Source organism: Paraburkholderia dioscoreae (assembly GCF_902459535.1).
In the GTDB taxonomy this organism is placed as follows: Bacteria; Pseudomonadota; Gammaproteobacteria; order Burkholderiales; family Burkholderiaceae; genus Paraburkholderia; species Paraburkholderia dioscoreae.
In genome coordinates this window covers 58,438-85,256 of sequence record NZ_LR699555.1, presented here as the reverse complement: position 1 = coordinate 85,256, position 26,819 = coordinate 58,438, and the positions used below count along the sequence as shown (strand labels likewise).

Annotated in this window: 27 protein-coding genes; 4 read left to right on the top strand and 23 right to left on the bottom strand. The window is 57.9% G+C overall.

The genetic code is table 11. From position 1 onward, the window contains the following. Positions 1–67 precede the first annotated feature (67 nt). Positions 68–1,252, bottom strand: coding sequence for an SEL1-like repeat protein (locus tag PDMSB3_RS36265; protein ID WP_232064452.1), 1,185 nt, complete (start codon positions 1,250–1,252; stop codon positions 68–70). Positions 1,253–1,400: 148 nt separating this feature from the next. Here PDMSB3_RS36265 and PDMSB3_RS36260 point away from each other — a divergent pair, with 148 nt between their 5' ends. The 3 genes from PDMSB3_RS36260 to PDMSB3_RS36250 all read left to right on the top strand — a co-directional run bounded on the left by PDMSB3_RS36260 (position 1,401) and on the right by PDMSB3_RS36250 (position 4,397). Then, positions 1,401–2,888, top strand: coding sequence for a GspE/PulE family protein (locus PDMSB3_RS36260; protein ID WP_232064451.1), 1,488 nt, complete (start codon positions 1,401–1,403; stop codon positions 2,886–2,888). 1 nt (position 2,889) lies between these two features. Beyond that, positions 2,890–3,516, top strand: coding sequence for a thioredoxin domain-containing protein (locus PDMSB3_RS38110; RefSeq protein WP_232064450.1), 627 nt, complete (start codon positions 2,890–2,892; stop codon positions 3,514–3,516). Between the two features lie 350 nt (positions 3,517–3,866). Next, on the top strand, positions 3,867–4,397 hold the full coding sequence (locus tag PDMSB3_RS36250; protein ID WP_197740326.1) for a helix-turn-helix domain containing protein: 531 nt from the start codon (positions 3,867–3,869) through the stop codon (positions 4,395–4,397). 439 nt (positions 4,398–4,836) lie between these two features. Here the strand turns inward: PDMSB3_RS36250 and PDMSB3_RS36245 are convergent, their stop codons facing one another. The 22 genes from PDMSB3_RS36245 to PDMSB3_RS36140 form a co-directional block, all read right to left on the bottom strand. Beyond that, entirely contained in the window at positions 4,837–8,325 is a 3,489-nt protein-coding gene (locus PDMSB3_RS36245) for a type VI secretion protein (protein WP_165189902.1), read from the bottom strand. 60 nt (positions 8,326–8,385) lie between these two features. Then, a complete protein-coding gene (locus PDMSB3_RS36240; protein WP_165189900.1) occupies positions 8,386–9,867 on the bottom strand; it encodes a conjugal transfer protein TraH in 1,482 nt (493 codons plus the stop codon). Positions 9,868–9,876: 9 nt separating this feature from the next. After that, positions 9,877–10,842 (bottom strand): conjugal transfer protein TraF, encoded by a 966-nt coding sequence (gene traF, locus PDMSB3_RS36235; protein WP_232064449.1) that lies wholly within the window; start codon positions 10,840–10,842, stop codon positions 9,877–9,879. Positions 10,843–10,873: 31 nt separating this feature from the next. Next, positions 10,874–11,131: a signal peptidase I gene (gene lepB, locus PDMSB3_RS36230; protein WP_268738034.1), complete on the bottom strand. Its 258-nt coding sequence runs from the start codon at positions 11,129–11,131 to the stop codon at positions 10,874–10,876. Positions 11,132–11,220: 89 nt separating this feature from the next. Further along, positions 11,221–12,395 (bottom strand): IS3 family transposase gene (locus tag PDMSB3_RS36225; protein WP_137962692.1). Its coding sequence is split into 2 segments (ribosomal slippage): positions 11,221–12,122 and positions 12,122–12,395, totalling 1,176 coding nucleotides; the frame shifts between segments, so codons are not numbered across the junction. 279 nt (positions 12,396–12,674) lie between these two features. Continuing rightward, positions 12,675–13,082 carry a hypothetical protein gene (locus PDMSB3_RS36220; RefSeq protein ID WP_165189896.1) on the bottom strand — a complete coding sequence of 136 codons (408 nt, stop codon included), beginning with the start codon at positions 13,080–13,082 and terminating at the stop codon, positions 12,675–12,677. After that, the gene (locus PDMSB3_RS36215) at positions 13,082–15,658 is read right to left on the bottom strand and encodes a TraC family protein (protein ID WP_165189894.1); all 2,577 of its coding nucleotides are present in this window, start codon (positions 15,656–15,658) and stop codon (positions 13,082–13,084) included. The genes PDMSB3_RS36220 and PDMSB3_RS36215 overlap by 1 nt, the downstream gene beginning before the upstream one ends. Positions 15,659–15,746: 88 nt before the next feature. Next, positions 15,747–16,136, bottom strand: coding sequence for a hypothetical protein (locus PDMSB3_RS36210; RefSeq protein WP_165189892.1), 390 nt, complete (start codon positions 16,134–16,136; stop codon positions 15,747–15,749). 15 nt (positions 16,137–16,151) lie between these two features. Further along, a complete protein-coding gene (locus tag PDMSB3_RS36205) occupies positions 16,152–16,835 on the bottom strand; it encodes a TraV family lipoprotein (protein WP_165189890.1) in 684 nt (227 codons plus the stop codon). Continuing rightward, entirely contained in the window at positions 16,832–18,166 is a 1,335-nt protein-coding gene (locus PDMSB3_RS36200; RefSeq protein ID WP_165189888.1) for a TraB/VirB10 family protein, read from the bottom strand. Before PDMSB3_RS36200 ends, PDMSB3_RS36205 begins: the two co-directional genes overlap by 4 nt. A 2-nt stretch (positions 18,167–18,168) precedes the next feature. Then, entirely contained in the window at positions 18,169–19,125 is a 957-nt protein-coding gene (locus PDMSB3_RS36195) for a TraK domain-containing protein (protein WP_165189886.1), read from the bottom strand. Next, the gene (locus PDMSB3_RS36190) at positions 19,122–19,721 is read right to left on the bottom strand and encodes a TraE/TraK family type IV conjugative transfer system protein (RefSeq protein ID WP_165189884.1); all 600 of its coding nucleotides are present in this window, start codon (positions 19,719–19,721) and stop codon (positions 19,122–19,124) included. Before PDMSB3_RS36190 ends, PDMSB3_RS36195 begins: the two co-directional genes overlap by 4 nt. Before the next feature lie 12 nt (positions 19,722–19,733). Beyond that, positions 19,734–20,096 carry a hypothetical protein gene (locus PDMSB3_RS36185; RefSeq protein ID WP_165189882.1) on the bottom strand — a complete coding sequence of 121 codons (363 nt, stop codon included), beginning with the start codon at positions 20,094–20,096 and terminating at the stop codon, positions 19,734–19,736. After that, entirely contained in the window at positions 20,086–20,562 is a 477-nt protein-coding gene (locus tag PDMSB3_RS36180; protein WP_165189880.1) for a hypothetical protein, read from the bottom strand. The genes PDMSB3_RS36185 and PDMSB3_RS36180 overlap by 11 nt, the downstream gene beginning before the upstream one ends. A gap of 35 nt (positions 20,563–20,597) precedes the next feature. Next, entirely contained in the window at positions 20,598–21,098 is a 501-nt protein-coding gene (locus PDMSB3_RS36175) for a TrbC family F-type conjugative pilus assembly protein (RefSeq protein WP_165189878.1), read from the bottom strand. A 10-nt stretch (positions 21,099–21,108) separates the two neighbouring features. Next, on the bottom strand, positions 21,109–22,137 hold the full coding sequence (locus PDMSB3_RS36170) for a TraU family protein (RefSeq protein WP_165189876.1): 1,029 nt from the start codon (positions 22,135–22,137) through the stop codon (positions 21,109–21,111). Continuing rightward, positions 22,134–22,802 carry a conjugal transfer protein gene (locus tag PDMSB3_RS36165; RefSeq protein WP_165189874.1) on the bottom strand — a complete coding sequence of 223 codons (669 nt, stop codon included), beginning with the start codon at positions 22,800–22,802 and terminating at the stop codon, positions 22,134–22,136. The genes PDMSB3_RS36170 and PDMSB3_RS36165 overlap by 4 nt, the downstream gene beginning before the upstream one ends. Further along, entirely contained in the window at positions 22,799–23,320 is a 522-nt protein-coding gene (locus PDMSB3_RS36160) for a lytic transglycosylase domain-containing protein (protein WP_165189872.1), read from the bottom strand. The genes PDMSB3_RS36165 and PDMSB3_RS36160 overlap by 4 nt, the downstream gene beginning before the upstream one ends. A gap of 18 nt (positions 23,321–23,338) precedes the next feature. Then, the gene (locus tag PDMSB3_RS36155; protein ID WP_165189870.1) at positions 23,339–23,596 is read right to left on the bottom strand and encodes a hypothetical protein; all 258 of its coding nucleotides are present in this window, start codon (positions 23,594–23,596) and stop codon (positions 23,339–23,341) included. Beyond that, a complete protein-coding gene (locus PDMSB3_RS36150; protein WP_165189868.1) occupies positions 23,593–24,369 on the bottom strand; it encodes a DsbC family protein in 777 nt (258 codons plus the stop codon). The genes PDMSB3_RS36155 and PDMSB3_RS36150 overlap by 4 nt, the downstream gene beginning before the upstream one ends. Before the next feature lie 7 nt (positions 24,370–24,376). Then, positions 24,377–24,691, bottom strand: a complete 315-nt coding sequence (locus PDMSB3_RS36145; RefSeq protein ID WP_232064447.1) for a hypothetical protein — start codon at positions 24,689–24,691, stop codon at positions 24,377–24,379. Positions 24,692–24,790: 99 nt separating this feature from the next. After that, positions 24,791–25,123, bottom strand: coding sequence for a DUF5658 family protein (locus tag PDMSB3_RS36140; protein WP_165189866.1), 333 nt, complete (start codon positions 25,121–25,123; stop codon positions 24,791–24,793). Between the two features lie 414 nt (positions 25,124–25,537). On the opposite strand from PDMSB3_RS36140, the gene PDMSB3_RS36130 reads away from it, so the two are divergent. Continuing rightward, positions 25,538–26,791: a KfrB domain-containing protein gene (locus tag PDMSB3_RS36130; RefSeq protein WP_197740325.1), complete on the top strand. Its 1,254-nt coding sequence runs from the start codon at positions 25,538–25,540 to the stop codon at positions 26,789–26,791. The last annotated feature ends 28 nt before the right edge of the window (positions 26,792–26,819 follow it).

Genomic DNA, 26,819 nt, shown 5'->3' with positions numbered 1-26,819 from the left:
GGTATTGCGGACGCAAGGATGCCCGCGGTCAATGCAGAGATGGTCAGTCTCATGTGGTTGTTTGCCCTTATTGTTTTGTATGGCTTACGAAGGGTGCAAAGAGATCAACGTCCTGTTGCCGGAACGGCAAATACGGAACGCTCCATGCGTAGTGAAAATGATTAGACGCCCGCAGCTTTTCCAGCGTGCGGATTTCAGTTGGGACAAAGCCGATAATGCCCGGAACCACGGTATTGATCCGCAGCAACGACTCCTTCGAGTCTGTCGGCGTCTGTGCAGACTGCTGATAGCACCTCACAGCGTCATCCTTCAGAGCGCTGCCGTTCAGTGAACGACGATAGCGGTTGACGAGCATGTATTTGCATGCAAGATACTGGGGCTCGGGCCCCGCATCGTGAGTTACTTTTTCGAGCAGCGGATACCCGTCGTCAACACCTGTGGCGATCGAGTTGCGCAGAAGCAGGATTTTTTGCGAGGACGTTACCCGGTCGTCGTATAGCGCTTTGGGAATGCTCGCCAGATCCGACCAGCACGACTGCGCATACCTGCCGGCCTGTTGCCGGTCACCTTGCCGGTAGCTCAGGAATGCACCAAGGCCACACACACGATAGGAGTCCTCTGGCGCGATCGCAGCGGCCTGGCTCACAAGCGCCGCTGCGCTGCTCAGATCGGCGCGCTGCGCTTTTCCATAGGCGGCGGCGACGGCCAGATCATAGATCGCGGGCTGATAGTTGTAAGACGCAGCGGTGCGATAGAGCTCAATCGCCCGTTGAACATTCTGCTGCTCTCCGAACAGGCCGTATTCGGCCACGAAGCCTGCGAAGGTCATTGCCTCCGGATTCTGCCGCGTCGAGAGGTCCGCAAGCTTTGCGAGGAATACCTTGCGTTGCTGGGGGTCAGCTCCCGCAGCTTCAATCATCCACGAAACGATAGTCTCGCCGTCGTTGCTGACCACGTTGTGTGTTCCGTAGCGGATCCTCGCTCCGTATTCCGAAGCCTTGGGCAGGGTTGCTTTGGCCTGGGCGACAGCGGCATCGTTCACGCTGTTGATGACGCCCGCATTCTGGCGCTGGTAGTTCGCGACAAAACCCTTGAAGACCTCGGAGTTGAACGTTGCGTCGGCGAAACTCTTTACGCTTTCGGGAGTGGTAGGTTCGCTCTGAGCAACAGCCCCGCTCGATAGTGATACGGCGAGAAGCGCTATAGACCACGTGGCGCGCGGACGCCGGAGGCATTGACTGTTGGTAAGCATCGTCTAGTTGAGAGGGAGGTATAGTTAAATTATAATCAGTTCTATTGCCGACTCAAATTAATATTAGGGCGCTTGACGAAAGCGCAACAAATTGAGGAAGCGGAACCGTAATCGGGGGAAAACGATGGCCGGAAATAACGTACCTGTAGTGAATCTCGACTCACTTTCAACCGATCAGCGTCGCGCGATCATGATGGTGAAGGAGGGCTCCAGCGAAGAGGCGCCGATCGAGCAGGCGATTCGCAACCTGTTTGTTTGGGCCATCATTACCGGCTCTTCGGACGTTCACATTGCAGGGCGCGGGCGAGGCGATTCGCCGGATATTTACGTGAACGTCCGAACGCCAGAAGGATTGAGGAACTTTGTATTCAGGTATCCGGGCACTACTCTGGGTAGGCACTGGGAAACCAAGCTGTTCCAGCTTAACGGCACGTCGCAAGGCGCTACAACGCCTGACATTGCGTCGACACGCTTCGAAATGGAGCTTCCGGCAGACTTCGCCAGAGACAAGGGGCTCAAACCGTTTGCCGATGCGCCGGCCTATATGGTCGACATCCGGACCGAATACACCAAGACTTATAACGGCTTTAAATTCACCTGTCGGTTGCTGGACCCGCAGCGAGCCCCGAAGCTGCACGAAATTGGTCTCTCTTACGCTGTCATACGTACGATCCTGCGCACGATTTCCGAGCCTAGCGGCTTGGTGCTTGTGACCGGTCCCACGGGTTCCGGGAAGACGACACTTCTGAATGCGATGCTGGACCGGCTGAACGACGGAACAAAAGCGATCCATACGATCGAGCAGCCGGTCGAAATCGGGCTTCGAGGTGACGGTCCGATCGCTCAGGTTCAGGTCGGCGGGAACATCACATTCAAGCGGGCGCTGCGCTCATCCTTGCGACAGGATCCTGACATCATCATGGTGGCTGAGATCCGGGACGCAGAGACGATGGAAATCGCTCTACAAGCTGCTCAGACTGGACACCTTGTGTTTGCGACACTCCATACGAACAGCAGTTACGAGACGTACTCGCGTGCAATTGACCTGACCGAGGACAAGGCGCGCGATGCATATCGAGTCGCGCAGGTTTTGAAGGCCGTGGTTGCGCAGCGTTTGATGGACCGGTACGAAGGTCCGGTGATTACCCGAAGACTCACGCGCGACGAGAAGTTCTGGCTCACGTCGAACGGCATGGATCTCGGAGACACCATTTCGGAAGTTCAGTCAGGCAAGAAGACAGGCAAGATTGCTCTGGTCGAGGTTATTGTGACGACGCCGGAGATCAAGGCGCTGCTAAAGGCCGATCGAATCGATACGTCGGCGATCTACCGAGCCGCAAGCGAGCAGGATCAGTTTGAACCGTTAGCGGTGCGCGGGGTGCGCGCCGTGCAGGCAGGACAAGCGAGGATGTCTGACTGTGTAACGCAACTTGAGGGAAATATGGATGCTGAAGCCCATCCAGGTCTGCGCGTGCGATTGGCGAAGGAGCATGCACTTAATTTCGTACAGGTAGACCGAGCCATTGATGCGTACCACAGGGCGGCAGACGAAGGCAGTACAGCAAGCCTCCTGTCCTTCGTCGAAGCGGCCAAGGTCGACGCCATTGCGGAAGTAATTGAACAGGCAGAGGTCTGATATGAAGCGCGTTGCGTCCCTGATGGTGGCACTTCTCCTCGGCCTGCCGCTGGCCTGTCGAGCCCAGGTCCCGGCCGGCATGGAGCAGCTGAAGCCATACTTGCAGGTCAAGCCGGTTGCGGGCGATGAAGAGGCGGTGCGGGTATTCTTTTCGCCAAGCTGCCCGTTCTCTCGAAACTATTTCCAGTTTTTTAAAAATCTCGAAGCGACTCTACCTAAAGAGAAAACCTTTTCTTTTACGCCACTCGTTAATAAGGCGGACGGTATTCAATTCGCATTGAGTTATCTTGCGGTCCAGAAATACTACCCGGCCTACGTCCATAATTTTATCGAGGCGTCCTTTATCGGCGTCCAGGATAAAGGCATGTCTACGGCAAATTGGGCAGGAATCGACAGAATCGGTCGTGCCGCCCATGTTCCTGTGTCGGTGCCAGAGCTTGTCCAGTCACATGCGGATACGTTGCGGGAGAGTCTCCAGTCGCTTCTCGTGCTCCAGAAGTCGCTGGAGGTGACCAACACGCCGGCCGTGGCCGTCGCGGGAACCTACATCGTGACGCCTGAGTTCACGGGCGGCGATGCGGCCATGTTTAGCCAGCTCGTCAACGGCATCATTTCGATGGCGCGGTGAGACACATGGACAAGCGGACTGCTGCTGATCTGCAAAAATGCGTCTGATCTGTATCTTTTGTCATTATTGGTCATGCATCATAGTCCGTGATTGTTCCCTCTCTTACAATAATTAACATCGTTGGCATATCTGTTCAGCTAAGATTGCGCCGCTCCTGCGGGCCAGGCTGGCCCGCAACCTGCGACGCGCAATCCGCCTGACCGGCTCCAGCGTTTGGTCTTTCTCCAAAGCCCTAACGCGATGTACAGTAAAGAAAACATGGTCGGGCACTACTTTGCATAGTGATCCCGTTGTTATCTATTTGTAATAATAGGTTTTTCGCCCATGGCGACATCCGCACCGTTGTCCCTATGCTGACAGACGAACAGAAAACTCTAATTAGAAAAGGTCTGAGCAAGGGTGTCGCCGACACTCAAATCGCCGAATCCATCGGCGTGAAGCACATGGCCGTGTTTGGCTACCGCAAGTCGCTAGGAATCACGGCAGCGCAGGTGCTCGAGGTTCGTTACGACACATGGATCCGGTTGCTTGAGTCAGGCATGAGCGTCGATCTGGTCGCGTCGTTGTACAAAGTGAAGCCGGAGTCGGTGCTGAACACGCTCTACCGCAAACGTAAATTCTCATACACCGAGGCGAAGAAGCGCGGTCAACGAGCGATCGAGGCTGAATTCCGCAAGGCTCTTGGAATCACAGCGCAGGACGTGCGTGAGCAGCGTCTGGAGGCATGGGTGCGCCTTGCTGATTCCGGGATGAGCATCGAGGCGATTGCCGGCATCTACAATCTTAAGCCGACGACAGTCCGTAGCGCCTTGCGCAAGAAACCACGCACCGCTGGTGCGTCGGCAGAATCGAACTCCGACCCCGCCGCATTTGATTGGTGACCGCGGCGCGGCCTAACGTCACACCCCACGTTTCGCATGCGAAATTTTCTGACAGCGATCGTCGTCCGCTGAGGCAACAAAAAACCGGCCCTAGGCCGGTTTTTTTACGTCTGAGCAATGCCCTTCTGGCAGGGTCGCCCGCCTAGAAGCCGGGGCCGCTCTTTGTGCCGTAGTTGTTTCGCGGCCCGGGGCTGCCAGCGCCCGCACCGTGCCAGTCGAAGCGCTTGGGCTGCGTCGACGCGCCTAAGCCTCGCGTGGCGCGTCGTGGCGATTTCTTCATTTCAGGCGGATAACCCGTAAAAGCAAACACAATTCTCGCGCCGATTTTCCTGAGTATATTTGTCATTTTTTCCTCGAAAATACAACGATATTGCCTATTAAATTACCACAAATCGAAGGCGGCGGATATTGGTTGAATATCCGCCAAGTGGGGCTTCAATTAACGGCGTACAAAACGCGGCCGCGATTCGCTCGGTGCGTCTCCGCCGTTTTCGTTCACTACTTTAACGGTCGGTCCGGGTTCAGCTGCAGGCACGTCAAGAATAAGGCCGGTACGGGACGGGCTTCCGGGTTTGCGAGCCAGGTCAGCTGCATTATCAGCGACGTTCGCCGCGGCTCTGCGAGCCGTGCCGGCGCCTTTGTCGCTGAGCCCCGCCGCGTCCGCCTGGGCGGTCGCCTTGTCCACGTTCGCTTCGACCAGATTGCGATCGTTGCCGAGCTTTCCTTCCATCTCGCCCTTGAAGTTCCAGTTATCGAGGTTAGGCGGCCGCTGCGCCCGCAAGTTCTGCTGGCCGGCGTCACGCGGCAACGGTGGCGGCCGCAGTTCTGTGGCTTGGCCAGCAGTTGGCGGCTGATTGGCACGCATAGCCGTCTGGCGGGTTGCGGCGGGATGGTGCGGGTGGGCAGGTGCACTACTCGAAGCAACCGGGACCCCCGATCCCTGTCCTGATTGCGCCGCAGCAGGAGCCGTCGCTGCTGCCGCGCCCGCCACAGAACCAGCTTGCCCTGCTGCAGGAGGATTTGCGGCCGGCGTGACTGCCAGCCCTGCCGCACCTTGCCCGGTAGTCAACTGAGCTGCAGGCGAGCCGTATGCAGCGGCGCCGTTCGCTCCGGAACCACTCTGGCCTGCGACAGGTTGATTGACGGCCGGTGCGACCGTGCTGCCCCCTGCTGGCTGTGCCCCGCTGGATTGGGATTGACGTTGAGCCGAATTGGCGGGCGCTGGGATGGCCCCGTCGCCCGTTCCGCGCTGCGTGGGTGGCACTGCCGGCACAGGAAGAGCCGGCGCGGCCCGCTGAACAGCTCCCATGAGAGCTGGAGCATTGACGCCGGTTCGATCGACGGGACTGCCGACCTCGAAGTTCTTCATGGTCGTATCGCCAGGCATGTACCGCATATGCTGCATCGCTTGACCCTCAGCCGCGAGATACGAGGTCGCCATCGCGCGGTCCGCAACGGAAGCGTTGGGATCCTGCGCCATCAAAACTGCTGCGCGGTGTCGGTTGACTACCTGCTGCCCCTCAGGACTCCCGATGACCTTGTCTGTCGCGCCGCTCGCCGCATCGTTTGCCGCGATCTGCGCGTACTTCTGCGTCGTCGGGTGTTCATCGAACTGCCGGCCGTTGATCGCCTGGAAGGCCGCGAATTCAGGATTGGCGTCTTTCTGCCACAACAATTCAGGCGCCTTGATCTGCGACGAAGCCTGAACAAAACTGGAACTGTCGTGTACGGCATTGGCCGTGGCATCGGTTACTGAATTGACCTGACTGAGCGTCTGCTGGAAGGATTCCTGCGTCTGCAATGTGTGGCTCAGATCTTTAGCGGCCTGTTGCCCGGCGCTGCTATGTCGGTTCGCTGCGATCGTGTCGTGAATGGCATTGGTCAGTGCCTTCGAGTCATCGTAGGAAACGTTGGTGCCAGCGTCGGTTGACGCCTGCAACCGGTCAGACGCACTCGTGGACCCACCCGCGCTTACGCTACCCGATAGGGAGCCACCCGGCCCTTCCCTCGTGTCAGCAGACAGCCCTGCGGCAACCTGTCCGCCGGCGTTTGCACCGTTCTCGTTCGCCTTCACACCTGCGACACTATTACCGGAGTGCTTGTTCCTGCTGCCGTTCAGACGGTGTTCCCAACCGGAGACGATCTGCTCACCGATCGAGTTGTCGACACCGAGAGCACTAAAGTCATGCTTCTGTGCAGCCTCAGCCCACATCCGCATGTTCTGCTGTCCGGCCTCGATGCTTTGGGTTTGCGTCTGCGCTTTCGTCAGTGACTGACTCGCATCCCGTGACAGGTTGCCAAATGTCGTGCTCGTCGATACGGCCTCGAGCGATCCGTTCATGGCGAGGTTTGCCTGGCCATTGGGCATTTGGGTCGCGTGTGCGATGGAACTGTTCTCGAACATGGGACGGGTGACGGCCGGCACAGGCGCCACGTTATCGGCCGTATCTGAACTCTTCGGCGCGATCGTCGTGGCGACGCTTGTCATTGCCGATGATTCCCCTAACCCGAAAATCAGGCTCATCAGGACAGGCAGGCTCGCCATAATGTGCGAACCGACTCCAATCTGAAGGCTCAGCTGCTTGTAGGCGGCAAACGTATTGGCTTGCGAGATCCACCCGCCTTGCCGAACCGACTGAAGGAAATTAGCGACATCAATGTAGAGCATGCCGTTCACAATTTCGGCACCAACGTTGACGACGAGGATCGGCCAAACCATGATGTGCGCGGCCGTTTTGATACTCTTGCCCGAGTCAACGCCAGCAAACATCATCAGCATGATGATGACCGGTCCTAGGCCGATGATGAGCGCGATCAGATAGTTCCCGAAGCTACCTGCGTATCGCAGCATGGGAACCTCGGCCGCGGCCTGCTGGAGATTGTTGCGCTCGATCTCGGCGGCCTGCAGAGCTGTCGCCTGGCATTGGGTCAGCGTGTCGCTACTGGCGCGCAGGCAATTCAGATCGTTCTGCACCATTTCCGAGAACAGCAAATTCATGAACTCGCCATTCGATTGCGCGGTTCCTCCCGCGAAGACGCCACCAAGGGTGTTTGAGGTTGCGACCGCGTTGTACTGCGTCGCGAGCTTGTTAAAGCTGTAGTCGGCCCCTGGAACGGGTTGGTCCATACCGTTCACCGCGCCCTGGACAACGCGGGTGAACTCCACGGAGTTGAGTGCGTTGGTAATGTCGTTGGCCACCTGGTTAGCCGCGTCGTAGCAGGACAGTATGTTTGTGCTGTTCAGGCCCGGATCGTTGACCATCCCGTTGGTATTGCTGGACGCCTGATAAAGCAGCGCTCCGATTGCCGTCGGATTGACTCCGTTGATCTCAATGGACTGCGCGGACGTAGCCCCGGTATTGCCCGCGTTCATTACCAGATTCTGGATGTTTGCGTAGTTCACGCCCGAGTCGGGACCAAGACAGGATGACAGCACCGTCTTGACCTCCGAGTCGATGCCACCGAGGCGAACCATTGACGTTCGCGCCGACAATAACACCTTGAGAGGATTCAGGAAGCCATTGGCAGTGGCGGATATAGTCGGATACTGCAGATTCACTGACTGGTAGGCCGTCGATACAAGTTTGTCCACGTCCTGCGAAAGGATGCTCGCGCCGACCGGGATCACCGAAATGGCCAGCGGCACATGATCAACCTCCGTCAGGGCGCCGTTAATCGTGGATTCCAGCTGCACCGTACCCTGAAGCATCGGGTTGGTCAGTGTCATTGCAAGAATGAACGGGATCAGCGTGTTCATCGGCCCGGACGCCAGCACTGCAGCCCCCTGCCCGGTTGGACTACGCAGCGCTGCCGTGGTCGAGGTCTGCATCAGCCGCCAGAGCGCGACGGCGAATGCGAACCCCCAGATCAGCGCATTCTGCTGGCAGATCATCGCGACGCCATTGAAGATCGCGCTAAGCGTCGTCAAGTCCGCACTGGTCGAATAGAAAGTTAGAGTTGGTATGGCCACAGATTCGCCCTCGTCCGGTTACTTGATATTGGCGGCAGTGAACTTCGTGTCTTCATTGATCTCAGTGACGATTTTCAACATCACGTCGCTGTTGTCACACGCGTTTCGCTTATCCAGAAAGTCGGTGCGCAACTGCTTGATATGCGACTTCTGATCGTCCGTCAGATCATAGCCGGTGGATGTCTGGATCAGATTCGCACCCTTGTACAGAGCCTCGCCAAGTCGCGACGCCACGCAGTCAACGATGTGAGGTGCAAGCCGCTGCGCAATCGCGATACGGGTGTTGGGGTTCGACGTCTTGCTCAGCAGTGCCGCGAGAGGCACACCTGCCTGGTTCATGAACTGGATCTGCGAGCCACTGAACTGCGTCGAGGCTCCGCTATTTACCTGTCCAATGATCGACGTCCCTGTAATCGACGTCGCCGGATCAGCGGAGCCGAACAACATCGAATTCACCCATCCCTTGATGCCCTGGTAGTTAAAGGACACAACCTGCATCTGAGTGCAAATCTGGCTATCGACACCACCGGAGACACTGCCGCCGGGGTTCACGCACTGATAGAGCGATAGCGGCAGATCCGGCCTGATCGACCCGGTGCCACCACCCTCAATAAGATCATTCAACGTGACCAGCGCTGGGCCTGAGCAGGTGACCTGGCCGACCGAGTTGTTCGCCGGGTTCGACGTCGAGACTCCCTGCCCGCTCTGGTTAAGGCTGTTACATGGCACTGCGTCGATGTTGTATCCGAGCAGCGCATACAGGAGCTTGTTGTTCAGACTGTTCGGGTTGGACGCGTTGTCCGTGCTGCCGTCGATATTGCCGAGACCAGCGAGGCCCATGATGCTGGAGCCACCAGAGGCAACGGCCATTTTGGGAAGCGAGTTGCCGCTCTTCGGGTTGTTCGCAGACTGCTTTGACAGGAACTGATTTGCGGACGACAGATAGCTCGTCAGCCCACCGAACGCGTCGGTGAACATGTTCGACTGCGTGCCGGCCACGTTGCCGTCACCGTTGACTGCGTTCGACAGCGCAGCGGTTGCCGGATCAACGATGAGATGCGCGAGCTGGCAAGAGTTCTTTGCCAGATTGTTCATGTTCTGCAGGAGGGTCTGGAATTCAGTAATCAGGGCATCAAGCGATGGCGAGATGGCCTTGATTGCGGCCTTGAAGGCGAGTCCTGCCGCATTGGCCGCCACCTGCCGGAAGATCTGGATCAGCTGCTGGCCGTTGATGAAACTGAAAGACCCGCCATAGAGGTCGATTCCACCACAGCCGGCGTCGATGCGAGGCGGGTCGAAGGTCACGAGGTTGACTGACTGAACGGGCGTACGCATCTGGAAACCACCCATGAACACACCGACGCGGTCCTTGGTGCTCATCGTGCTGGCAGCCGTCGAATTGCTCATGACCATGGAGCCGAGGTCGGAGAAAATCCCGGCGAAGGCGAAGACCGGCGCGGCCATCAGCACAGCGGCCGCAAGTATTTGTTTTACACGCATGCGCGACTCCTAGTACTGCTTGAGCAAGTAAGGTTGGAGAGTTTCTCTGAACGTACCCGGCTTGCTGGGGTCGAGTTTCAGGCTCTGAAGATCTGCACTGCTTGCTACCCCGCGATCCCAAACGTTCAGATCGCGCATCACGTCGGCACTGAGCAGTTTCGTGTCGTGCCCGGCAAAGGCGATCTGCTTGATCAGCTCGTCTTCTGCGTAGAAGCCCTGCGAGATGATGAGGTACTGGTTTGGATCGATCCCGCCGGCGTATGCCTTGGGGTGAGGAACGTAGACAATCGACGGGGTTAGCTTTAATCCGAGCTTGTTAAACAAGCCGTTGTCTTTCATGACGCTACCCTTGAAGTCCTTGGGTTTCGTGCCGTCGAGTGAAATGACAACGTACTCAAGATTGTAGCCATTTTTAAGCATTGCTAACACTGGAAGCTGCATCGCACAGAACCGGCACGAACCATCTACGAAGATAACGAGACCACCTGTTTGAGACAGTTCCTGAACGGCCTTTTGCTGCGCCTGATAGTTGGCGTTGCGCACAGAGATCGCGCCCGTCGAAGCGTAGGGAACACGATTATTTTCATCGAGGACCGGATCCTGATGCAGCACCCTGGTGACCATCTCGCTAAAGCGCTGCGCCTTGTCCATCACGATACGCTTCGTGTACATATAGGCGGAGACGTTGTCCTCGGTCGGATTGTCGATCGCGCGTTCCTCAAGCATCGGATACACCTTGCGCAGAAACGCAACATTGACCGTCTGCTTGTCGTCGGGTTTCGGCGCGGAAGCGGCGGGAGGCGCAGCTGGGCGGGCGGCCTGCTTATCATCGTCGGCCGTCGTCTGTCCCGGCACCACGTAGGGTTGATAGTTCAGGAACGCATCACCGTAATCGTCTCCACGCGGCGTGACCTGTTGCCCGTGGGCAATGGCGGATGCCACCAGCGTACTGGTGGCGATGAACAGGGCAATCACGTTGCGTCTACGGGCTGGCATGTGGCGATCGTCAGAAAAGTTTGTAGGCGAAACCGGAGACCTTGTCGGCGTCGAGATAGCCCCAGTAACGCGAGTCATTGGACATCGGGTGCAGGCCGATCAGGAAGAAACGGCCCGGAGGGATTACCTCATCACGGTCAAAGTCTTTCTCGGACCGGTGATAGAAACGCGCCAACGGAAAACCGCTCACGACGGTTTTGCCGTTGATCTGGACCGTGCCATCCTTGATCGTCACATGATCGCCCGGTACACCCGCTACCAGTTTCAGAATGAACTGCTCCTTGAAACCGGCAAGTGCGCCGCTGGGCTTCCAGAAAAGAAGATTGAGGTCGGTCGGAATCCGTGGACGCCAACGGGTTAAGCAGCCATTTTACTCAAATGGAATCGCTGCGTGAAAGCGGCCGGCGACAGATAGTCCAGACGCTCCTGTGTGCGCTGCCGGTTATAAAAGATCTCGATGTATTCCGTGATTTCTTTGCTGGCCTGATCGCGGGTCGCGAACTTGCGATGATAGACGAGTTCATTCTTCAGTGAGCCCCAGAATGATTCGATGGGTGCGTTGTCGAAGCAATTTCCACGTCTGCTCATTGATGCCTGCATGCCGAACTGTTTGAGCAGATTCTGATAGGCGTGGGCGCAATACTGACTACCGCGATCCGTGTGTTGTATCAGGCCCGTCGGTGGCCGGTGCGACGCGACAGCCCGAAACAGCGCCTGCATGACCAGCTGTTTTGTCATGCGCTCGCTCATGGCATAGCCGACGATCTCTCCGCTAAACAGATCCTTGAGGCCGGCCAGATACAGCCATCCCTCATCGGTCGCGATGTAGGTAATGTCACCGCACCAGGCCTGATTTGGTGCGCTCACACTGAAGTCCTGATCCAGGATGTTCGGTGCGACTGGCAGATTGTGCGTCGAGTTGGTCGTCGCCTTGAACTTGCGCTTTTGCTTGCAGCGAAGGCCGAGCTTTGCCCGCAAACGCTTGATGCGGTGAACACCAATCTGGACACCGTGGTTCGCTAGATCCTTCTGTAGCCGTTCCGGGCCGAAGGTTTGTCGACTACGCTCGTGAGCTGCACGCACCTGCGCTTCGAGCCCAGGCTCTTGTTGATCGTGCAACGACAGCGGCCGTTTGCGCCAGGCGTAGTAGCCACTGGTGGACACGCCCAGGAACCGGCACATCGGCGGCACGGGGTAATGCTGTCGCATCTGCTCAATTACGCCGTACTTCACCGCGACTCCTTCGCGAAGTACGTTGCAAACTTTTTTAACAGATCGCGCTCCATCTTCACTTCTGCCAACTCTCGCTTGAGCCGGCCCAGCTCCGCCTCGATCTCTGTCAGTGGTTTCTGGGTTTGCCCCACGGTCTCCAGCTTGCCGTCCTTTGCGGCGCGAACCCAGTTCGCCAACGTCTTCATCGATATTGACACTCGACGTGCAGCTTCAGACACGCCGACGCCGTCAGTCATTGCTAGCTTTACTGCTTCTTCACGAAATTCCTTCGTGTACACAGCCTTGGGGATTCGCTTCATCAGTGCCTCCATTCCTCAATTCTACGGAATGTTGGCGTCCACTTTTTTCGGCCGACCTCAGATCTCCGTCGTGTACCGAACGCGGCGGTTTGTGAACAAGTAGCGCGAGGTGAAGGTCTGGCAGACAGCGCTCGCTCTGCGGATCGAAGCCGAGAGTAAACATCGGCTTGCTCCAGAAACAGAAAACCAGCAGGAGGACCGCGAGAAAGAACGTGAGGAACTTCCCACGTTCGCTCGGGCTCTTTCTTGCGGGCATCGACTGGATGGTCGAATCGCTGCTCATGGCTGAGTGGCCGATGCAGCGGCGGGTGGAACTGCCGCTGTCCGCGGCGCCGGCTGCTGAATAGGGAGGTGCACGGCAGCGCGAAGCTCGTTGGTGATGTCGATAGCCTCTGCGGGCAGCGCCGTTACTGTCATGTCGCCCTCGTCGTTGCGGCTCGTATCGATAACGACATAACCGTGTTGTGCGTAGCGACGCAGCACGGCGCGGATTGGTTCTTTGACCTGTGCGTTCATCTGTTCCAGCGTTGCGCCTGGACGATCGAGCGTTGCTTCAAGGACGACTGCGCCCTTTTCGACGATGGCGACGCTTTTGGTCGCCGTCTGATTGCCCATCACATACGCTGCCAGACAGAGCATGAGTGCGACGGAGTATGGAAGACTGCCTGCCGTAACAAATTTTTTCATTACATCAATTCCCTCAGTTCATTGATGATTTCCTTGGGGGTCAAACCATCGTGGTCCGTACACACCTTCAGGAATTTCTTCATCCATTCGGTTCGGCGTGCTTTGGTGTCGCCCATCACCCTGGCAACCGCATCCAGAACGTCCATGCCGTCTTCCATCAGCTTGAAGACGACATCCTTGTCATCGCCCTCGGAGCTGAACAGGGTTCCGGTGAACTTGTCCACATAAAGGCGGCTTACCTCGTAGGTCTTCTCGCCCATGATGAGCATTTCGCTCCAGAAACCCTTTTTCGATTCGACGCTTCGCAACAGGCGATCAAAGTACGGATCGTCGCCGAACGCCGTCATCACCTTCTTCTCGATTACTGCGTCGATCTCTTCAGCTTCCTGAGCCATGATGACCTTCCAGGCAGACTGTCGAAGAATCACGGCGCCGGCCGGGAAGCTCGATACCTTGAGCAGCGACTGCACGATGATCCAGACGGCCAGCATCTCCTTACGTCCCTTGAGATAAAGACCTTCCATGGCATCAGCGGCTGACGGCACCTTGATAAGGTCTTGCGCCTCGTCGACATAAATGCGCTTGCGGCCGCGCACGTTCTTGATGCGGGTCATCAGGACGTTCAGGCAGCAGAACAGCACACAGCGCTTCAGATGCTCGTCGTCGCCGAGGCTCGCGAGTTCGAACACGGTGAGCTGCTTCGTCGGGTTAAGCGTGCTCGGACCGCGGAAATACACGCCGCGCGTTGGCGACTCGACGAAGGCACGGAGTCGGGGGATGAGGTTCGATGCAGCTGTGACGACCTGATTCGGAATCTTGTTCTCGAGGGCCGACTCAACGATATTCCCGAGACAGTCAATGACCGTCGAGATTTCCGCTTCATGGCCTTTTTTGCCCCATGCTGCCTTGACCGCCTCGTTCACTGCGATCCGGGCGGCCGGATCCTGCGGCTCGTTGTCGTACGCCATCATGACAAGCAACGCTGTGATCGTTTCCTGCTGTTCGTCGAATTCGTCGTCGGAGAGGCCGGTAAACGGATTCAGCGAAGGGCGGAACCCGGCCTTGCCGCCAAACTCATTGAATTCGCCGCCCACGGCGTAACAGAATTTCTTCGAGCTGCGGCCGTTATCGAACAGCACAACGTTAGTACCCTCAGCAAGATCGCACTCAATCATGTACTGCAGATTGAACGACTTGCCTGCACCGGATTTCGCCACGAGCACGCCGCAGTAATTGGAGTTGCTGATGAACGGGTCAAAGTAATGGGCGCTTCCTCGGCGCGTGATGTAAGCGGCGCCGGTTAGCGCAAAGCGGCCGCTAACGTTGCCGAGGAAGTCACCATATACAGGCAGGAGGCACCCGACCTCGGATGCCGCCATGACGGCTTCGCCGTCCAGCTTGTTGGCTATCGTTGACGAGAAATTCAGCGGCAGCGCCTGCGCCCAACGCACAAGACCGGTTCCGAGAACCTGGCGGGCGTCGAAACCGAGCTTATCGAGCGTGCCTTTGACGGTCGCTGCCGCGCGGATCACCTCCTCTCGCTTTCGGCCAAACAGGAAGACATTGGTAGACGCGTAGACGAACTTGTTGCCGTCCTCATTCGCCTGCTTTTTCAGTTCAAGAAGATCCTTGAGCTTTGCAGCGGGATCCTCGACACCCAGTTTCACCGGGAAATTCTGAGCGACGGAGCGCGACTTGATCGCGCTGTCGATACGGGTCCATTCCCTACGCTGGTTCGCAACTCGGACGGTGGTCGTCAGGATATACGGCGTATCGATCCGTTGGCCGCCGCCTTCGCGTGTCGGTCCCTTGTTGAAAGGGGCGCCACTGACGAGGTTCATGATCCCGTGGAAGGGATTCTCCGGATACGACTTCGCGGTGACGACGGTGCAATAGGTCCGCTCATTGAAGATGCCTACGCGCGAATCGCGAAAGTCGAAATCTTCGTCGGGACCGAAGATCTGATGTTTGAGATCGACCATCTGATCCAGCTCGACGTCGTTGTGGGCTTCGAAGATGCCCGCGAACTGACGGTAGACACCGACGAGCTGATTCGGGCTCAATCGCTGCACGTCGTCAAAGCCGCAATCTTTCAGATTGGCGAGGAATTCATTCTGCAGGTGCTCTCCGTTCTCAACCGCATTGTCGTCGACCTTTCGGCTCGGGACCGCGAGGGAGATCACAACCGTGCGCGAGTTGAGAATCGGCATGTCGCTTAACGCACCGATCGTCAGTGCGGACTCGAGCAATTTCTTCTGCCGCTTCACCAGATCCTGTACAACGTGACCGCCGTGCACCTTGCCCTTGGCGAAAGTCTCGGGTGCCTTATGGTCAGGATGGACGATCAGGCTGACCTGAATTACGGAGTCGTCCGGTACGGCCTTGAAAACATTCTGTACAACGGTGCTGAACTCTCCACCACCGCCGGCGAGAGGGCTCATCCGGTAGACCGCGCCGACGTATGGCTTCTCCGAGTCGGCCTTGCTGATGACAAGGTTGGAATCGGAGGTATAGGTTTCCAGATTGATAACGTCACTGGCCGGACGTCTTTTGAGCTTTTGGGTTGTAGCAGTCAAGATGGATCTCTCTCGGCGTCAGCGGAACGCGGCGTACCCCAACGGGGCACGCCGCGCGTTATACCTTTCGCATGCGAAAGTGGAGGGGTTACTTCGAGATGTCGACGCTCATTTGCACGGAGCTTTCGGCGCCCTGAACACCCGTTGCCGTTGCCACGGTTTGCACGAGCGACGGGCCGATCAACGCGGTCGCCAGAATGCCGAGCACGACCGTGAGGTTTCGGTAGCCCTGACCATGTGCGAGTTGCCAGATCGTGACGATCAGCGAGAGCAGCACCAGGCCCATCACAAGAGTGCTGCCCAGCATGGTCTGGATCGTCGACACGAACGTGTCCCAGGCGCTCGCAGCGAGTGCTGTGCCGCCGTTAAGCGCACCGACGGAAATGAGCATCGCGCCCATGGTGAGTACCATGACCGCGACCGCACGGAAAGAGCGTGCGGGGGTGTTCAGCTGGCTTACTGCGGCTTGTTGTTTCATTGGTTTCCTCGTCATTTACTGTGGCATTGAATTCGGCATTGAGCTGCCTGGGCTACTTTCATTAGCGGACGTCATGCTGCCCGGCTGGATGAAATCTGTGCGCTGCGACACGTCGGTTTCCGCCTTAGGTGCAGCGGAAACCTTCGTCTCAACAGATCTATGGGGATACACCCCCTGCTGGGTGCCGGCGGGATCGCCGCCGTCGAATCCGGCCCAGCGGGTAGGGACGATTTCCTTGTATACGGTGGTGTCGCCGGTCATCATGTCGTTGGCGTCGACGAAGTGCTTGATCCATGTACGCTGGACGACCGGCCCCTCACGTACCGGCATTCCATCCTGCGGAGGCGATGCGAGCCCGCCTAGATGAGGCAGGCCGCCAGCGCTGGTCACGACCGCCTCGCCAGATCCAGACTTGAGCGACGCTTGCGAGCCATCGCCAACAGGCGCGATTTCGGTCGCCTTGTCGTACTGGCTGAACTTCAGTTCGCGGTCAAAGCGACTATCCGGCAGCTCGCCGTTAGTCGAGGCTTCCACCGCCTTGAAGCTGTGGCAGTAGATGCTGGTCGGATCCTGTTTCCGGTTGCAGTCATAGGTGTTCGAGCCGATCGGGTTAAATGCACTCGAACACCCCGTGAGAGCAATTGCGAGGGTGACCGCCGCGCCGGTCGCGAGGATAGTGGGGAAACGGGTCTGCTTCATTGGTCAACATCCTTCTTGGCGGTTCGCTTCTTCAAAACGAGGCTTTCCTTGAGAATCCAAGTCACGCGGGTACCGGCAGTGACTTCGACGACGGGGAACGTCTCCTTGGCGAAGTTCAGATAAAACTGCGAAAGCTCCGTGGCCGCGTGGTTGATACCTTGGCCTACAGCCGTACCAGCGAGATACCCCGGGTTGGGGATGGTGAAACTCTGCTGCTGGCCGTTACCAACGTTCGTGTTGTACGAAGGAACCGCGGTTGGAGCGAGTGCGGAGCCGAGGCCTGCCGCCATGCCGGTCAGCGCAGCCTGCATCAGCATTGCGCCCTGCTTGTTCACGACCTTCCCTGCCAGCCCAAGCGTGCCGTCAACGTCTAGCGCATAGGCCTTCATCGGGGCTTCGTAGACGTCGCCGTTCTTGAAAATGCAGCTGATGTGGTCGGCAATGCCGTAGGCGCGTTCGGCACTGAGCACTGCCGTGGCAGCGCCGCCGATAAAGCAGTTCGCGAGATCGGACGCTTTCCAGGAATTCGGCATGATCGCGACACCCTTCACGCGGGACACGAACGGTGCGCCTACGTCGATCGCCGAAGTGACGCTACCCGCTGCGCCCCCGCTTGATCCACTCGGGCGCGCGTTGATGCCAGACAACATCACCGCCTCGATGCCCGTGTACATCGGCAGAACGAGATCTGGCTTTTTATTTGCGTCGTCGGCCGCAACCTTTTCGACCGGGTCGGCAACCATGACGGGCCGTGCAGGAGCAACAGGCAGGGGGGGCTCGTCGAGCGATGCTGCGGCCGGCGTCTGCCCGTCCGGCGCGGCAGCTGCAGTCGTCGCAGAGCGTGAGCCGGGCTGATCGAAACTGACGGCCGCAGGGAGATCCTTGCCCAGCGCATTGGTGGCGTCCGGCGCACCGCTTGCAGCCATAGGTGCGGCCGGGCTCGTGGGCAGGTTGCCGACGCGCACATTGCCCATCTGAGTTCCACCCGTCGTGGGCTGGCCGTTCTTCAACGCATTGAGCTGTCCCTGCATTGTGTCGATTTTGGCAGCCAAGTCTTCGAGCCCCTGGTTGCGCGGGGACGTCGGCAGTACGCCGTTCACCTGCCCCGCGAACGTCGGCTGCTGCGGCGCAGGAGCACCAGGCGCAGCGGCGGGGATGGATTGCGTGGGCAATGCTGCAGTTGCGCTTGGCGCCGGAGCTTGGCGTGTGAAGTGCTGATAGCCAATGAACGCTGTTCCGAGCCCTGCAACTGCGATGATCAGATTGCGGAACTTGGGCTCCATGTCCAGCCATTCCTGCTTTTTCTGCTCAATGAAAGATGGCATTTCCATGCTTACTGTTCCTCACGCTTGCGGGCAAGCACAATGACTTTCGTTTTTTCACCCGGCAGGAGGAGCGGCTTCGGGAAGATCGAAACAGCAAGTACGTTCGCGCCGTCGAACTCCTGTTCGCGCAGCAGCGCGCGTTGTTGTCCCGGATTGCGAACCGTGTAGACGTAGATATCGCCGTCCCGATCGCTGTAACGGGAGTCGACGGTGAGGGTCAGCCCATCCATGACGATCGGCGGCAACGCCACGTCGACCTGCGAGTAACCGTCGGGAGCGCGACCGCGAGCGACCGTTTCCATGACGTCCTGCACATGGCTGATGTAGTCGCTGCTATCGGCTTTCGGCTTCTGGCGACCGGACACAATGCCCGTATCGTCCGTGACGAGTACCGTTTGCGCCGGAATGTCTTTCGGGACAAGTTCGAGCCCCAGCGCCGGACCACCACCGGGCGGCTCGATAAAGAGCTGCCGCGGCTGAGCAGGCAAAGCGGGCCAGTAGACGTAAATGTTGTTACTGACCGGGCGACGTTCTACCTTGATGTCGCTGGTCTGCACGATGTAGGGGTTCTTGAAGGGCAACTGGATGCGATTCGGCTCGTTGACGCTCATGTACACGGTCTTGGAGCCACCATTTGTCCAGCTAACCTTCTGCGCCTTGGTCGGGTCGATGACGTCAAGGCTTTCGCCCGGGACCGTCAGCACGCCCGGGAGATTGATTTCTTTCGGGGCCGTCGCCTTCACAGCGATCGACGGGTCGACGACGAGCGGATCCCGCGCCTTCTTTTGCGCGGTGTGCGTGGGCTTGCGCTTACCGACCGCCGGCTGCGTCGCAGCCGTGGCAGGAGCAGGCTGGGCAAAGTCCACAGCTGCGGGCGCACCGTCGGCGCGAGCGGGTCCGGATACAGAGAGGCCCATCGACGCAAAGAGCAGCGCGGCCAGATAGCGGTTCGTTGGTTGCATCATTTTTTCGTTTGAGCCTGAATCCACTGGGAGTTATGGACCTTGTCACCCGGGTACGAAGCGACATCGTCAAGAATCATCTGGTAGTTCTCGAAGTGAACCGGGAAGTCGAAAACATACGGCTCGGCGGTGTCTTTCGCTGCGTTCACCGTATGCAGGTCGCCTCTAACGAATACCCGCCCAAGCTTTTCGTCCTGGTCGAAACCACGCAGCACGAAGTAGTAGCTGCCTAGCTCGTGCTGCGCGCTCAGCATTGCAACCTTGGCATCAATTGCCTGGCTGACCTTCGTGTATGCGGCGGCTGACAGAAAGGGCTGTACGAACTGCTTCGTGCTTTCGCCGTTGCTGGGATTGACCGACGCGAGGGCATTTGTTACTGCGTACGCGATAGCCCGCTTCGCGCCCGTGTCCATCCCGTTCTTCTCAATCTTCGCGCCATCGGGCATGCCCGGAACCCGATTTACGACAACAACGTTGGTAAAGAAGACCTTGATCGCGAGGATCAACATCGCGACGCCGATGCACGCGACGCCAATGCTGAGCAGGCCGTTTCTTTTATTTAATTCAGCAACCGATTTGTTGCGGTTTGGAAGATCCATAGCGCTTTCCTGTTACTCCCCGTCAGGGAGAATGCGATTGAGGAGCCGTTTAGAGCCGGGGTTGATGACCTTCGCGTCTCCAACGAACACTGTGCGCTGCGACTGGAAGCCATTCGAGTACTTCGCCAGTCCGAACCTGAACAGCCACACGGTTACGAAACCGGGAAGCCGCGTGCTGCGCCATTCGAGATATTTGCGGTTCGCGTGGTAGCCGACGAAAGGAATGCCTAGATATGCCCCAGTGCCCCACACCTTTCCGGCGATCAGCGCGACGAAGACGCTGACGATCAGGATGTACGTATCCTTGAATTCGACACCGAGGAAAGCGCTTTCGGATCCGCCGTGCTTCGGAATTCGGAATGAATTATTCGACATGGGCGGCTCCCGCGTTCCAGCAGACGAGATGTTCTTTCCAGTCAGATGCCTCCGCAAACTTGAGCTGGGGCACGCAGGTCCTGTCACCGACCACCACGACTTTCGGCCAGTTCAATTTCGGCTGCGCATGAAAGCGCGTGCGCTTCATCCGTGCGCGGGTACGTGCAGACTCGATCGCCGAGATCTGATCGGCCCGCATCTGATACAGGGCCTCCTCTTCCTTCGCGCTAAAGAGATCGTAGTTCTGACGAGGCGGCTTGCCGATCATGTAGCGCACGTTGCCGCGACCGTCGACCGAGGGGTTGGTCGAGTAGACGTATAAACCGCCGTTTGCGGGTTGCAGCGTTGCGGCACCGGCACCATAGGGGCCGTGTTCGATATAGGTGACCGCGTCATTCGGCAGCGCCGCAGCAACACTTGCGGGCATCGCGGCACAGATCCAGATGAGTAATTGGCGTTTGTTCATACCTTTATTTTAATCACTAGACGAACTGACCACAATTAATATTTGTCGCCGTAAGCGGAGTAGTAGACCCGCTTGGCGAAGTCGCTTGCTGAGACCAGTTTCGAGTCCTGCGCGAAGAACTTCAGCGCTTGCGAAAGGCTCATATCGCCAGACACTTTCGAGTATTCGCCCGGGTTGTCGCTGCTGCCATGGCCGACCACGAAAGTGGGGGCCGCCGTGACGTGGTAGCGCTTGGTCAGGACGGGATCGATGAGCCAGCGCGCCGGCTGCTTCTGGCAGCAGACGTTGTTGATTTCCGCTGCGAATGCCTGCGTCGAGGTCAAGGTTTCACCGGGGCCGCCAAAGCCTGTCAACACAATCACCGCGTGCGCCATGCTTGCCTCCCGGGCAAGCTCGATCAGCGACTGCCGGGGCATCTGTGTCGACACGAAGATGAAGGTGTTCCACCTGGCCGTCATTGTCTGAAGCAGCGTCCCGTCGGCGCGCGCGCTGGTGCACGCGGCCGCAAGGGTGAGCAAAGCGAGAATCTTTTTCATTGCCTGTCCTTTACTGGGCGAGCGACATCGTTGCGCAGCAATCCTTGCGCTGAAACACGAAATAGCCATAGTCCTTGTCCTGCGGACGGGTGGCGCCGACTTCCTGAAATGCAAGCGGTCGGCCGATCGGCGTGCACATGTTGTCCGGGAACGGGAACGTGCGGTTGGTCTTGTACTGGCGTTTATCCATCACCAGCTGCGGTACGCCGAGTGCGCCACACGAGTCGAGTGCATCCTGCCCCGCTGAACTCTGCTGGGCGCCTGCGGCGTGCAGCTTTGCGAAGATCCGCGCGATCATCAGGTGAGAAACCTGTTCCGGTGTGTTCGCCACCGCAACGTTGCCGTCCAGGGGGTACATGGGCCCCCATGCGCCCGCCACCCAAAAGAGGATCTGCATCGGAAAGCCGAAGGTCGCCGAGATCGCATCCGGCAATTCGGCTGCGATGCTGGGGACGCCGGCGAATGGATAGGCGTAGGGTGTGAGCATGAGCGACAGCGAGTCGTCGTTCCAGGTCGGGTCCGCCCAGCTAAGAAAGGGGACATCAAACGACCGGTTGTCCAGGCACGGATTGTTGACCACCACGCCGATAGCCGACATGACGGGATTGATGTACTCATTGACCTGCATGAAGGCCGACTTTCGCTTGCCGCCGATGGGCGCAGTGGTTGTGTTCTCGGTCCCGTATTCCGCGGCGTTGTAGGGTGTGTTGATGTCAATTCCCCCCAGCAGCGGCATGCAACCGGGCTTGTTGGTTGTGTCGACCATGTAGCGCGGCTCCCAAAATGACACAGGCGTTCCGATCGCGAGGTTATTCGCGCAGATGCAGACCGGCGAACTGCTTACCCCCGTGTCGTAGTCGTCACCGGAGACACCGAGGTTCAGAAGGCCGCCCACGATAGAGATTGGGAAAATGCAGTCGTAGCAGATATCGCTGATCAGATTCGGAAAGCTGCCGTTGCAGATCTGCTGGGCCTGAGCGCCACCAGAGATTCCAAACCCAATAACGAGGGCAAACCAGAGACGGACAAGATATTTCAATTTGAGACTCCCATACCGAACTGGATTGCGAGCTTGTCGCCCTGCTGAACGAGCGCGGCTGGCACGCTGTTGATCTCGACGCCATAGAGCTTTGAAAGGCTGCTGATGATCATCTTTCGCTGGTCAAAGTAGAACGGCACGCCCATGCCGCCATGCCACGGCACATTGCGGTACTTGATCCGCATGAGGTACGGGGACCCCGCTGTGAGCACGATCTTCAGCGGTTCGTTCTGGCTGCGCCTGACGGCGTACGCAACCTGTTGCGGGTCGTTTCCGTCAATGAAGAGAAGGCCGCTGGTCAGCGGCATGATCTTGAGCGGTTCGATCACCGTCCCCCGCTTCACGATGACCCGTCCATCCTGGTCTTTGTAATCGGACGGGACGACGAACCGCAGTTCGCGCAGCTCCGTTCGCGCCGTGTAGTCGCTTCGGATGCCAAGCGATGGCGGGTTCTTGATCGACGCGATCGTGCGGTCGCGGTAGTTCTTCCAGAACTGGTCAAGCTCCCCGCTCGCCTGCTTTTTGCGCATGACATCCTTGATCTGCTCGCCTGCATCGCGATCCAGCGCGTATGTCTGAGCCTTGACTCCAAGATCCTCCGCGCAAGACAGATTCGCAGCAGTCGCCGTCAAGAGCAGCAGTGTTATCGGAAGTATCTGTTTCATTGCTGCACCACCAAAGTTGGTCTTTCGGGTTGCACGGGGTCGGCCGTGCGGCTCGAGTGCGCCGGAACCGGACTGGTCGAGGGCTTCTGTGTAATCCGCTCGTACGTCGCCTGCACCAGGCGGGCGTACTTGATCCGCGCCTGCTCCTTGTCTGGTTTGATACCGGCGCCATATGCGCCGACCGCACGCCAGGTATCGCCGTACATACGGATGAAGTCGGCCAGCAGGAACGCGCCCACGTTGATATTGGTACAGGCGTCAAAGAGATCGCGTTCGTAGATGCCGTACTTCTTTAACCAGTTCAGGTGGAATGGCATGATCTGCATCACCCCAATCGCGTTGGTGTCGGCGTTGGTCACATACGGTCTGTAGTTCGACTCGACCTTGCCGATCGCCCGCAGCAAATTCACATTGATGTTGCGGCGCTGCGCTGCATGGGCGAAGCACTCATCCGTACCCGCCTGCGCCGCATTACATGCGATTAGTGCTACTAAGGGATATAGAAGGAAGCGCAACATCACGTCGTCTACGTCTTTTCAGGAGAACCGGCGCAGGCCAGCCTGCGCGAGCTTTCTTGAGAGTGCGAACGCGCCAAGGATCACTTCGATCATGACGGCGGCGAAGACAACGTAGAAAGACAGCGCAATGATCAGCGGTCCCATTGGGCCCATTTCACCCGCGGTGTACATCATGAAGATCGCCGTCGCGACCAGCGTGATTACCCCCGCGTGAAGAACGGTGTGCTGGCCACGCACGGCCAGCCGCGAAAGGAGTCGGTTGGTCAGTGCTTTCATTTCGATGCCGTCGAAAGGTTCGCATGCGACTTGGCGAGCTGGGCTTGAATCCGCTCGGCCGGAGCAGCGCCGGGGATCAGGGTGCCGTCTTCAAAGATCAGCGCTGGCGTGCCGGCGATCTGCCACTTTTCCCCAACGGCAAGGTTTCGCGCAATCGGGTTATCGCATAGAGGCTGATCGGGCTGCTTGTGTTGATGGAGGTAGTTGTGCCAAGCAGGCATTAGCGCGTTTGCCGGGACCACTTGAGCGATGTTCTGATAATCGTGCCATGCCTGGACGCGATCGGCCTGACACCAGATCGCTTCCGCCACGCCCGGCGCGTTCGGGTGCAATTGCGCGAGCGGGAACGGGAAAATGTAGATGGTTACATCGGTCAGCTTGGTCAGGCTGCCTTCTAGGGACCGGCAGTACGGGCAGTCCGGATCTGAGAATACATACAGCCGACGTGAACCACTGCCGAACTTGATCGCGTCCTTCAGGTCCAGTTGGGATACGTCGATTTTCGGCCGGTTCGCTTCCTCGATTGCGGACGTCAGCGACACATTCTTCTTGAGGTCGATGACGTTGCCGGAAATCAGGATCGACAGGTCGTCGCGGACGAAGAAAATCTCGTTGCCCTTGACGACCGAGTAAAAGCCGGGAAACGCCTTCTCGATCTTTGCCCCCTGTGCAGCCGGGAAGCGCTTAACCAGATCTTCCGAGAAGCCCGCGTGGGCCATGAGCGTATAACCGGCGCAGATTACCGCTGCGGAAACTTTCCAAAACAAACGCATAAAACCTCTATCTTCGATGAGAGCGCTTCATGAGGCGAACGGTCACCTCAGGTAGCTCGGGTTTGTACTGCAAGATGAATTCGATGACCGATCCCACGTTGGCCCATGTGCGTGCGATCTTGCGCTGGGTGTACAGAATGTGTTCGGTCTTCGAACGGGCAAAAATCGTGAGCAGGACGTACCCGCTCTCGACTTCCTGAATTACAAAATCCTTGATCGTCCCGGCTGCAGCGGCCTGCTTCAGGTCCAACTCAACAATTACATCGTTCATTATTCGCTCCAGATCAATTAATCCCCAAATGATACCGAAGCGGGCAAGCATGCCGGCCGTTTCTCCTTCACGGCGGCAAGAGGGGTTGGGCCGAACGAGTCAGCCGTGCTTGATGATACACACGGCAGCATCAAAACATCAATATTGATGTTATGAAAAATAGTTGTTGAACACGACCGCTCCATAGACCAGCGCAGCCACACACAGGCATGCGGTGAACTCGGTCTCGTAGAGGCCCTTGTGCTTGCGCCAGTAGATGAAACCCACTAGAAGCGCGACGATGAAGCAGATCTTGATGGCCGAAACGACGACAGCAAAGCTCGCCCACTGGCCTAGCCAGTTGAGTAGTTTGTTGGTCTCAAATCGCCCGCGAGGAGCTGTGAGTGTGCTGTGCCAGTCGAGCACCTGAAGTACCGCGACAGCCATGAGAAGAATAGGCGTGCGGTTCCCGAAAATCGCTTGAAGCTTTTGGTCTTTAGTCATTGTGCCCCCGTATAGGCCGCGCTAACGTTCTTAACTTGTATCATGCGCGGTAGTGAGTATAATTTATTTTTCAATGACTTGCATTATCTAACGTTGTACTTCAGCAACCGGAATATTGGTAAGCATCGTTGAGAAATGTGCGACGGCTGTATTGCGATGAATAGGGACTTTTGGCTACTCAATACGCATTGTTTTAAGGTTATTTTCAGCACCTCGACTACAATTTCGCCGTTGAACGAGCATGAGCTTCCGGCAGATATGGCATTGATTGCAACGACACACGGAAGTACGGCGCGTCGCGCGTCAGGAGGCGCGTGCGAGTCGGAGAAGTCGGACCACATTGCCCTGCTCTTCCCATAACCGCGGTATCCAAGAAGTCCAGCCCAAATTGGCGTAAAGGACCGGAGTGTGCCTATGCAGCTTGAAAATATTCGGTATGTAAATTTCGATGAACCTGATAGGCGGCTCGTGCAGGAACGAGCAATCGAGGCGGCGACGGCCGACCCGGAGAAGTTTCTCCTGGCGTATCGCGACGACGCGCGTTCATTTGATGGACGTTACGTCGCTGCGGATCTGTTCAAGGAAACGTTTGCGGAGTTCAGTGCGTCTCGCGAATCGCGCAACAGGTACAACAACCCGGTGCACAATTCTGCGGCGGTGCTTTCGTCAGCCCTGTTTGCGCAGAATCTCCAGGGCAAGCGGGAGTCAGGTCGGGATACGGTGTATTTTCTGACAGGATCGCCTGGCGCCGGCAAGACGTCCATGGTGCTGAAGGAAAATTCGTTGCCACGCGACGCGCACATGGTCTTCGAGGGACAGATGTCGACCTTCGCAACGAGCGTCGACAAGATCCAGCAGGCGATCGACGCCGGGTTCCGGGCGCATATCATCGTTGTACATGCGCGTTCAGAAAACGCCCTCGACAATACGCTACGGCGGTTCTACGAGGAAGGACGCGGATCCAGCATCGCGACAATCGCAAAGATTCAGGGCGGTCTGCCGCAATCGCTGGAACAACTTGGCGCATACTTTGGCGATAACGTCCTGCTGGACATAGTCGACGTCCGCGATCGCTCGAAGCCAGTCAACCTGCAGGGCTTCGAAAATATCAATGTTCTTAAATCGGAAGGTACTTATGAACACATCGAACAACGGCTCCACGCCAGAATCGAACAACTCCGGGAAAGCGGGCGAATCAACGACGACGCCTACCGACAAGCAGCCGGACTCCCACCGCGAGATCGCCTCGCAGTGGATCAACAGCGCCATGGAAGGGATCAAGGAGATGCACGAGAACGAGGAATCCCGTCAGGAAGTGGCCAAGCGCCTGTTCTAGGGCACGATCACGCAAAAGAGGGTGATGCGGGCCGGCAGACGCAGAGCGGCTTGCGTATTACCGATTCGAGTAAGGTCAGCTCGAATGTGACCGGCAAGGTCGTCGAAGTAACCGACACGCATGTGCTTGTTCAGACGGGGAGAACCGACGCCGTGCGGTTTGCCAAGGCGGATCTGAGCCGCGACGTAAGCAAGGGACAGCGCATCGAGCTGGAATTCAAGGCGAACGAGCGTAAGCAGGTGAACGAGCAGACGAAGCAGACGACCGAACAGACTCGGCAGCGCGAAGTTTCGCAGCAAAACACCCGGAAGCGTGGGCTAGACGGTCTTTGAAACCAGCGATGCGGGCCCGCTGGCATCA

Bases quoted from the DNA above. Each gene is read 5' to 3' on its own strand.
- PDMSB3_RS36265 (WP_232064452.1), bottom strand. From the start codon at position 1,252: ATGCTTACCAACAGTCAATGCCTCCGGCGTCCGCGCGCCACGTGGTCT.
- PDMSB3_RS38110 (WP_232064450.1), top strand. From the start codon at position 2,890: ATGAAGCGCGTTGCGTCCCTGATGGTGGCACTTCTCCTCGGCCTGCCG.
- PDMSB3_RS36250 (WP_197740326.1), top strand. From the start codon at position 3,867: ATGCTGACAGACGAACAGAAAACTCTAATTAGAAAAGGTCTGAGCAAG.
- PDMSB3_RS36240 (WP_165189900.1), bottom strand. From the start codon at position 9,867: ATGCGTGTAAAACAAATACTTGCGGCCGCTGTGCTGATGGCCGCGCCG.
- PDMSB3_RS36220 (WP_165189896.1), bottom strand. From the start codon at position 13,082: ATGAAAAAATTTGTTACGGCAGGCAGTCTTCCATACTCCGTCGCACTC.
- PDMSB3_RS36210 (WP_165189892.1), bottom strand. From the start codon at position 16,136: ATGAAACAACAAGCCGCAGTAAGCCAGCTGAACACCCCCGCACGCTCT.
- PDMSB3_RS36205 (WP_165189890.1), bottom strand. From the start codon at position 16,835: ATGAAGCAGACCCGTTTCCCCACTATCCTCGCGACCGGCGCGGCGGTC.
- PDMSB3_RS36200 (WP_165189888.1), bottom strand. From the start codon at position 18,166: ATGGAAATGCCATCTTTCATTGAGCAGAAAAAGCAGGAATGGCTGGAC.
- PDMSB3_RS36195 (WP_165189886.1), bottom strand. From the start codon at position 19,125: ATGATGCAACCAACGAACCGCTATCTGGCCGCGCTGCTCTTTGCGTCG.
- PDMSB3_RS36190 (WP_165189884.1), bottom strand. From the start codon at position 19,721: ATGGATCTTCCAAACCGCAACAAATCGGTTGCTGAATTAAATAAAAGA.
- PDMSB3_RS36185 (WP_165189882.1), bottom strand. From the start codon at position 20,096: ATGTCGAATAATTCATTCCGAATTCCGAAGCACGGCGGATCCGAAAGC.
- PDMSB3_RS36180 (WP_165189880.1), bottom strand. From the start codon at position 20,562: ATGAACAAACGCCAATTACTCATCTGGATCTGTGCCGCGATGCCCGCA.
- PDMSB3_RS36175 (WP_165189878.1), bottom strand. From the start codon at position 21,098: ATGAAAAAGATTCTCGCTTTGCTCACCCTTGCGGCCGCGTGCACCAGC.
- PDMSB3_RS36165 (WP_165189874.1), bottom strand. From the start codon at position 22,802: ATGAAACAGATACTTCCGATAACACTGCTGCTCTTGACGGCGACTGCT.
- PDMSB3_RS36160 (WP_165189872.1), bottom strand. From the start codon at position 23,320: ATGTTGCGCTTCCTTCTATATCCCTTAGTAGCACTAATCGCATGTAAT.
- PDMSB3_RS36155 (WP_165189870.1), bottom strand. From the start codon at position 23,596: ATGAAAGCACTGACCAACCGACTCCTTTCGCGGCTGGCCGTGCGTGGC.
- PDMSB3_RS36150 (WP_165189868.1), bottom strand. From the start codon at position 24,369: ATGCGTTTGTTTTGGAAAGTTTCCGCAGCGGTAATCTGCGCCGGTTAT.
- PDMSB3_RS36145 (WP_232064447.1), bottom strand. From the start codon at position 24,691: ATGCTTGCCCGCTTCGGTATCATTTGGGGATTAATTGATCTGGAGCGA.
- PDMSB3_RS36140 (WP_165189866.1), bottom strand. From the start codon at position 25,123: ATGACTAAAGACCAAAAGCTTCAAGCGATTTTCGGGAACCGCACGCCT.
- PDMSB3_RS36130 (WP_197740325.1), top strand. From the start codon at position 25,538: ATGCAGCTTGAAAATATTCGGTATGTAAATTTCGATGAACCTGATAGG.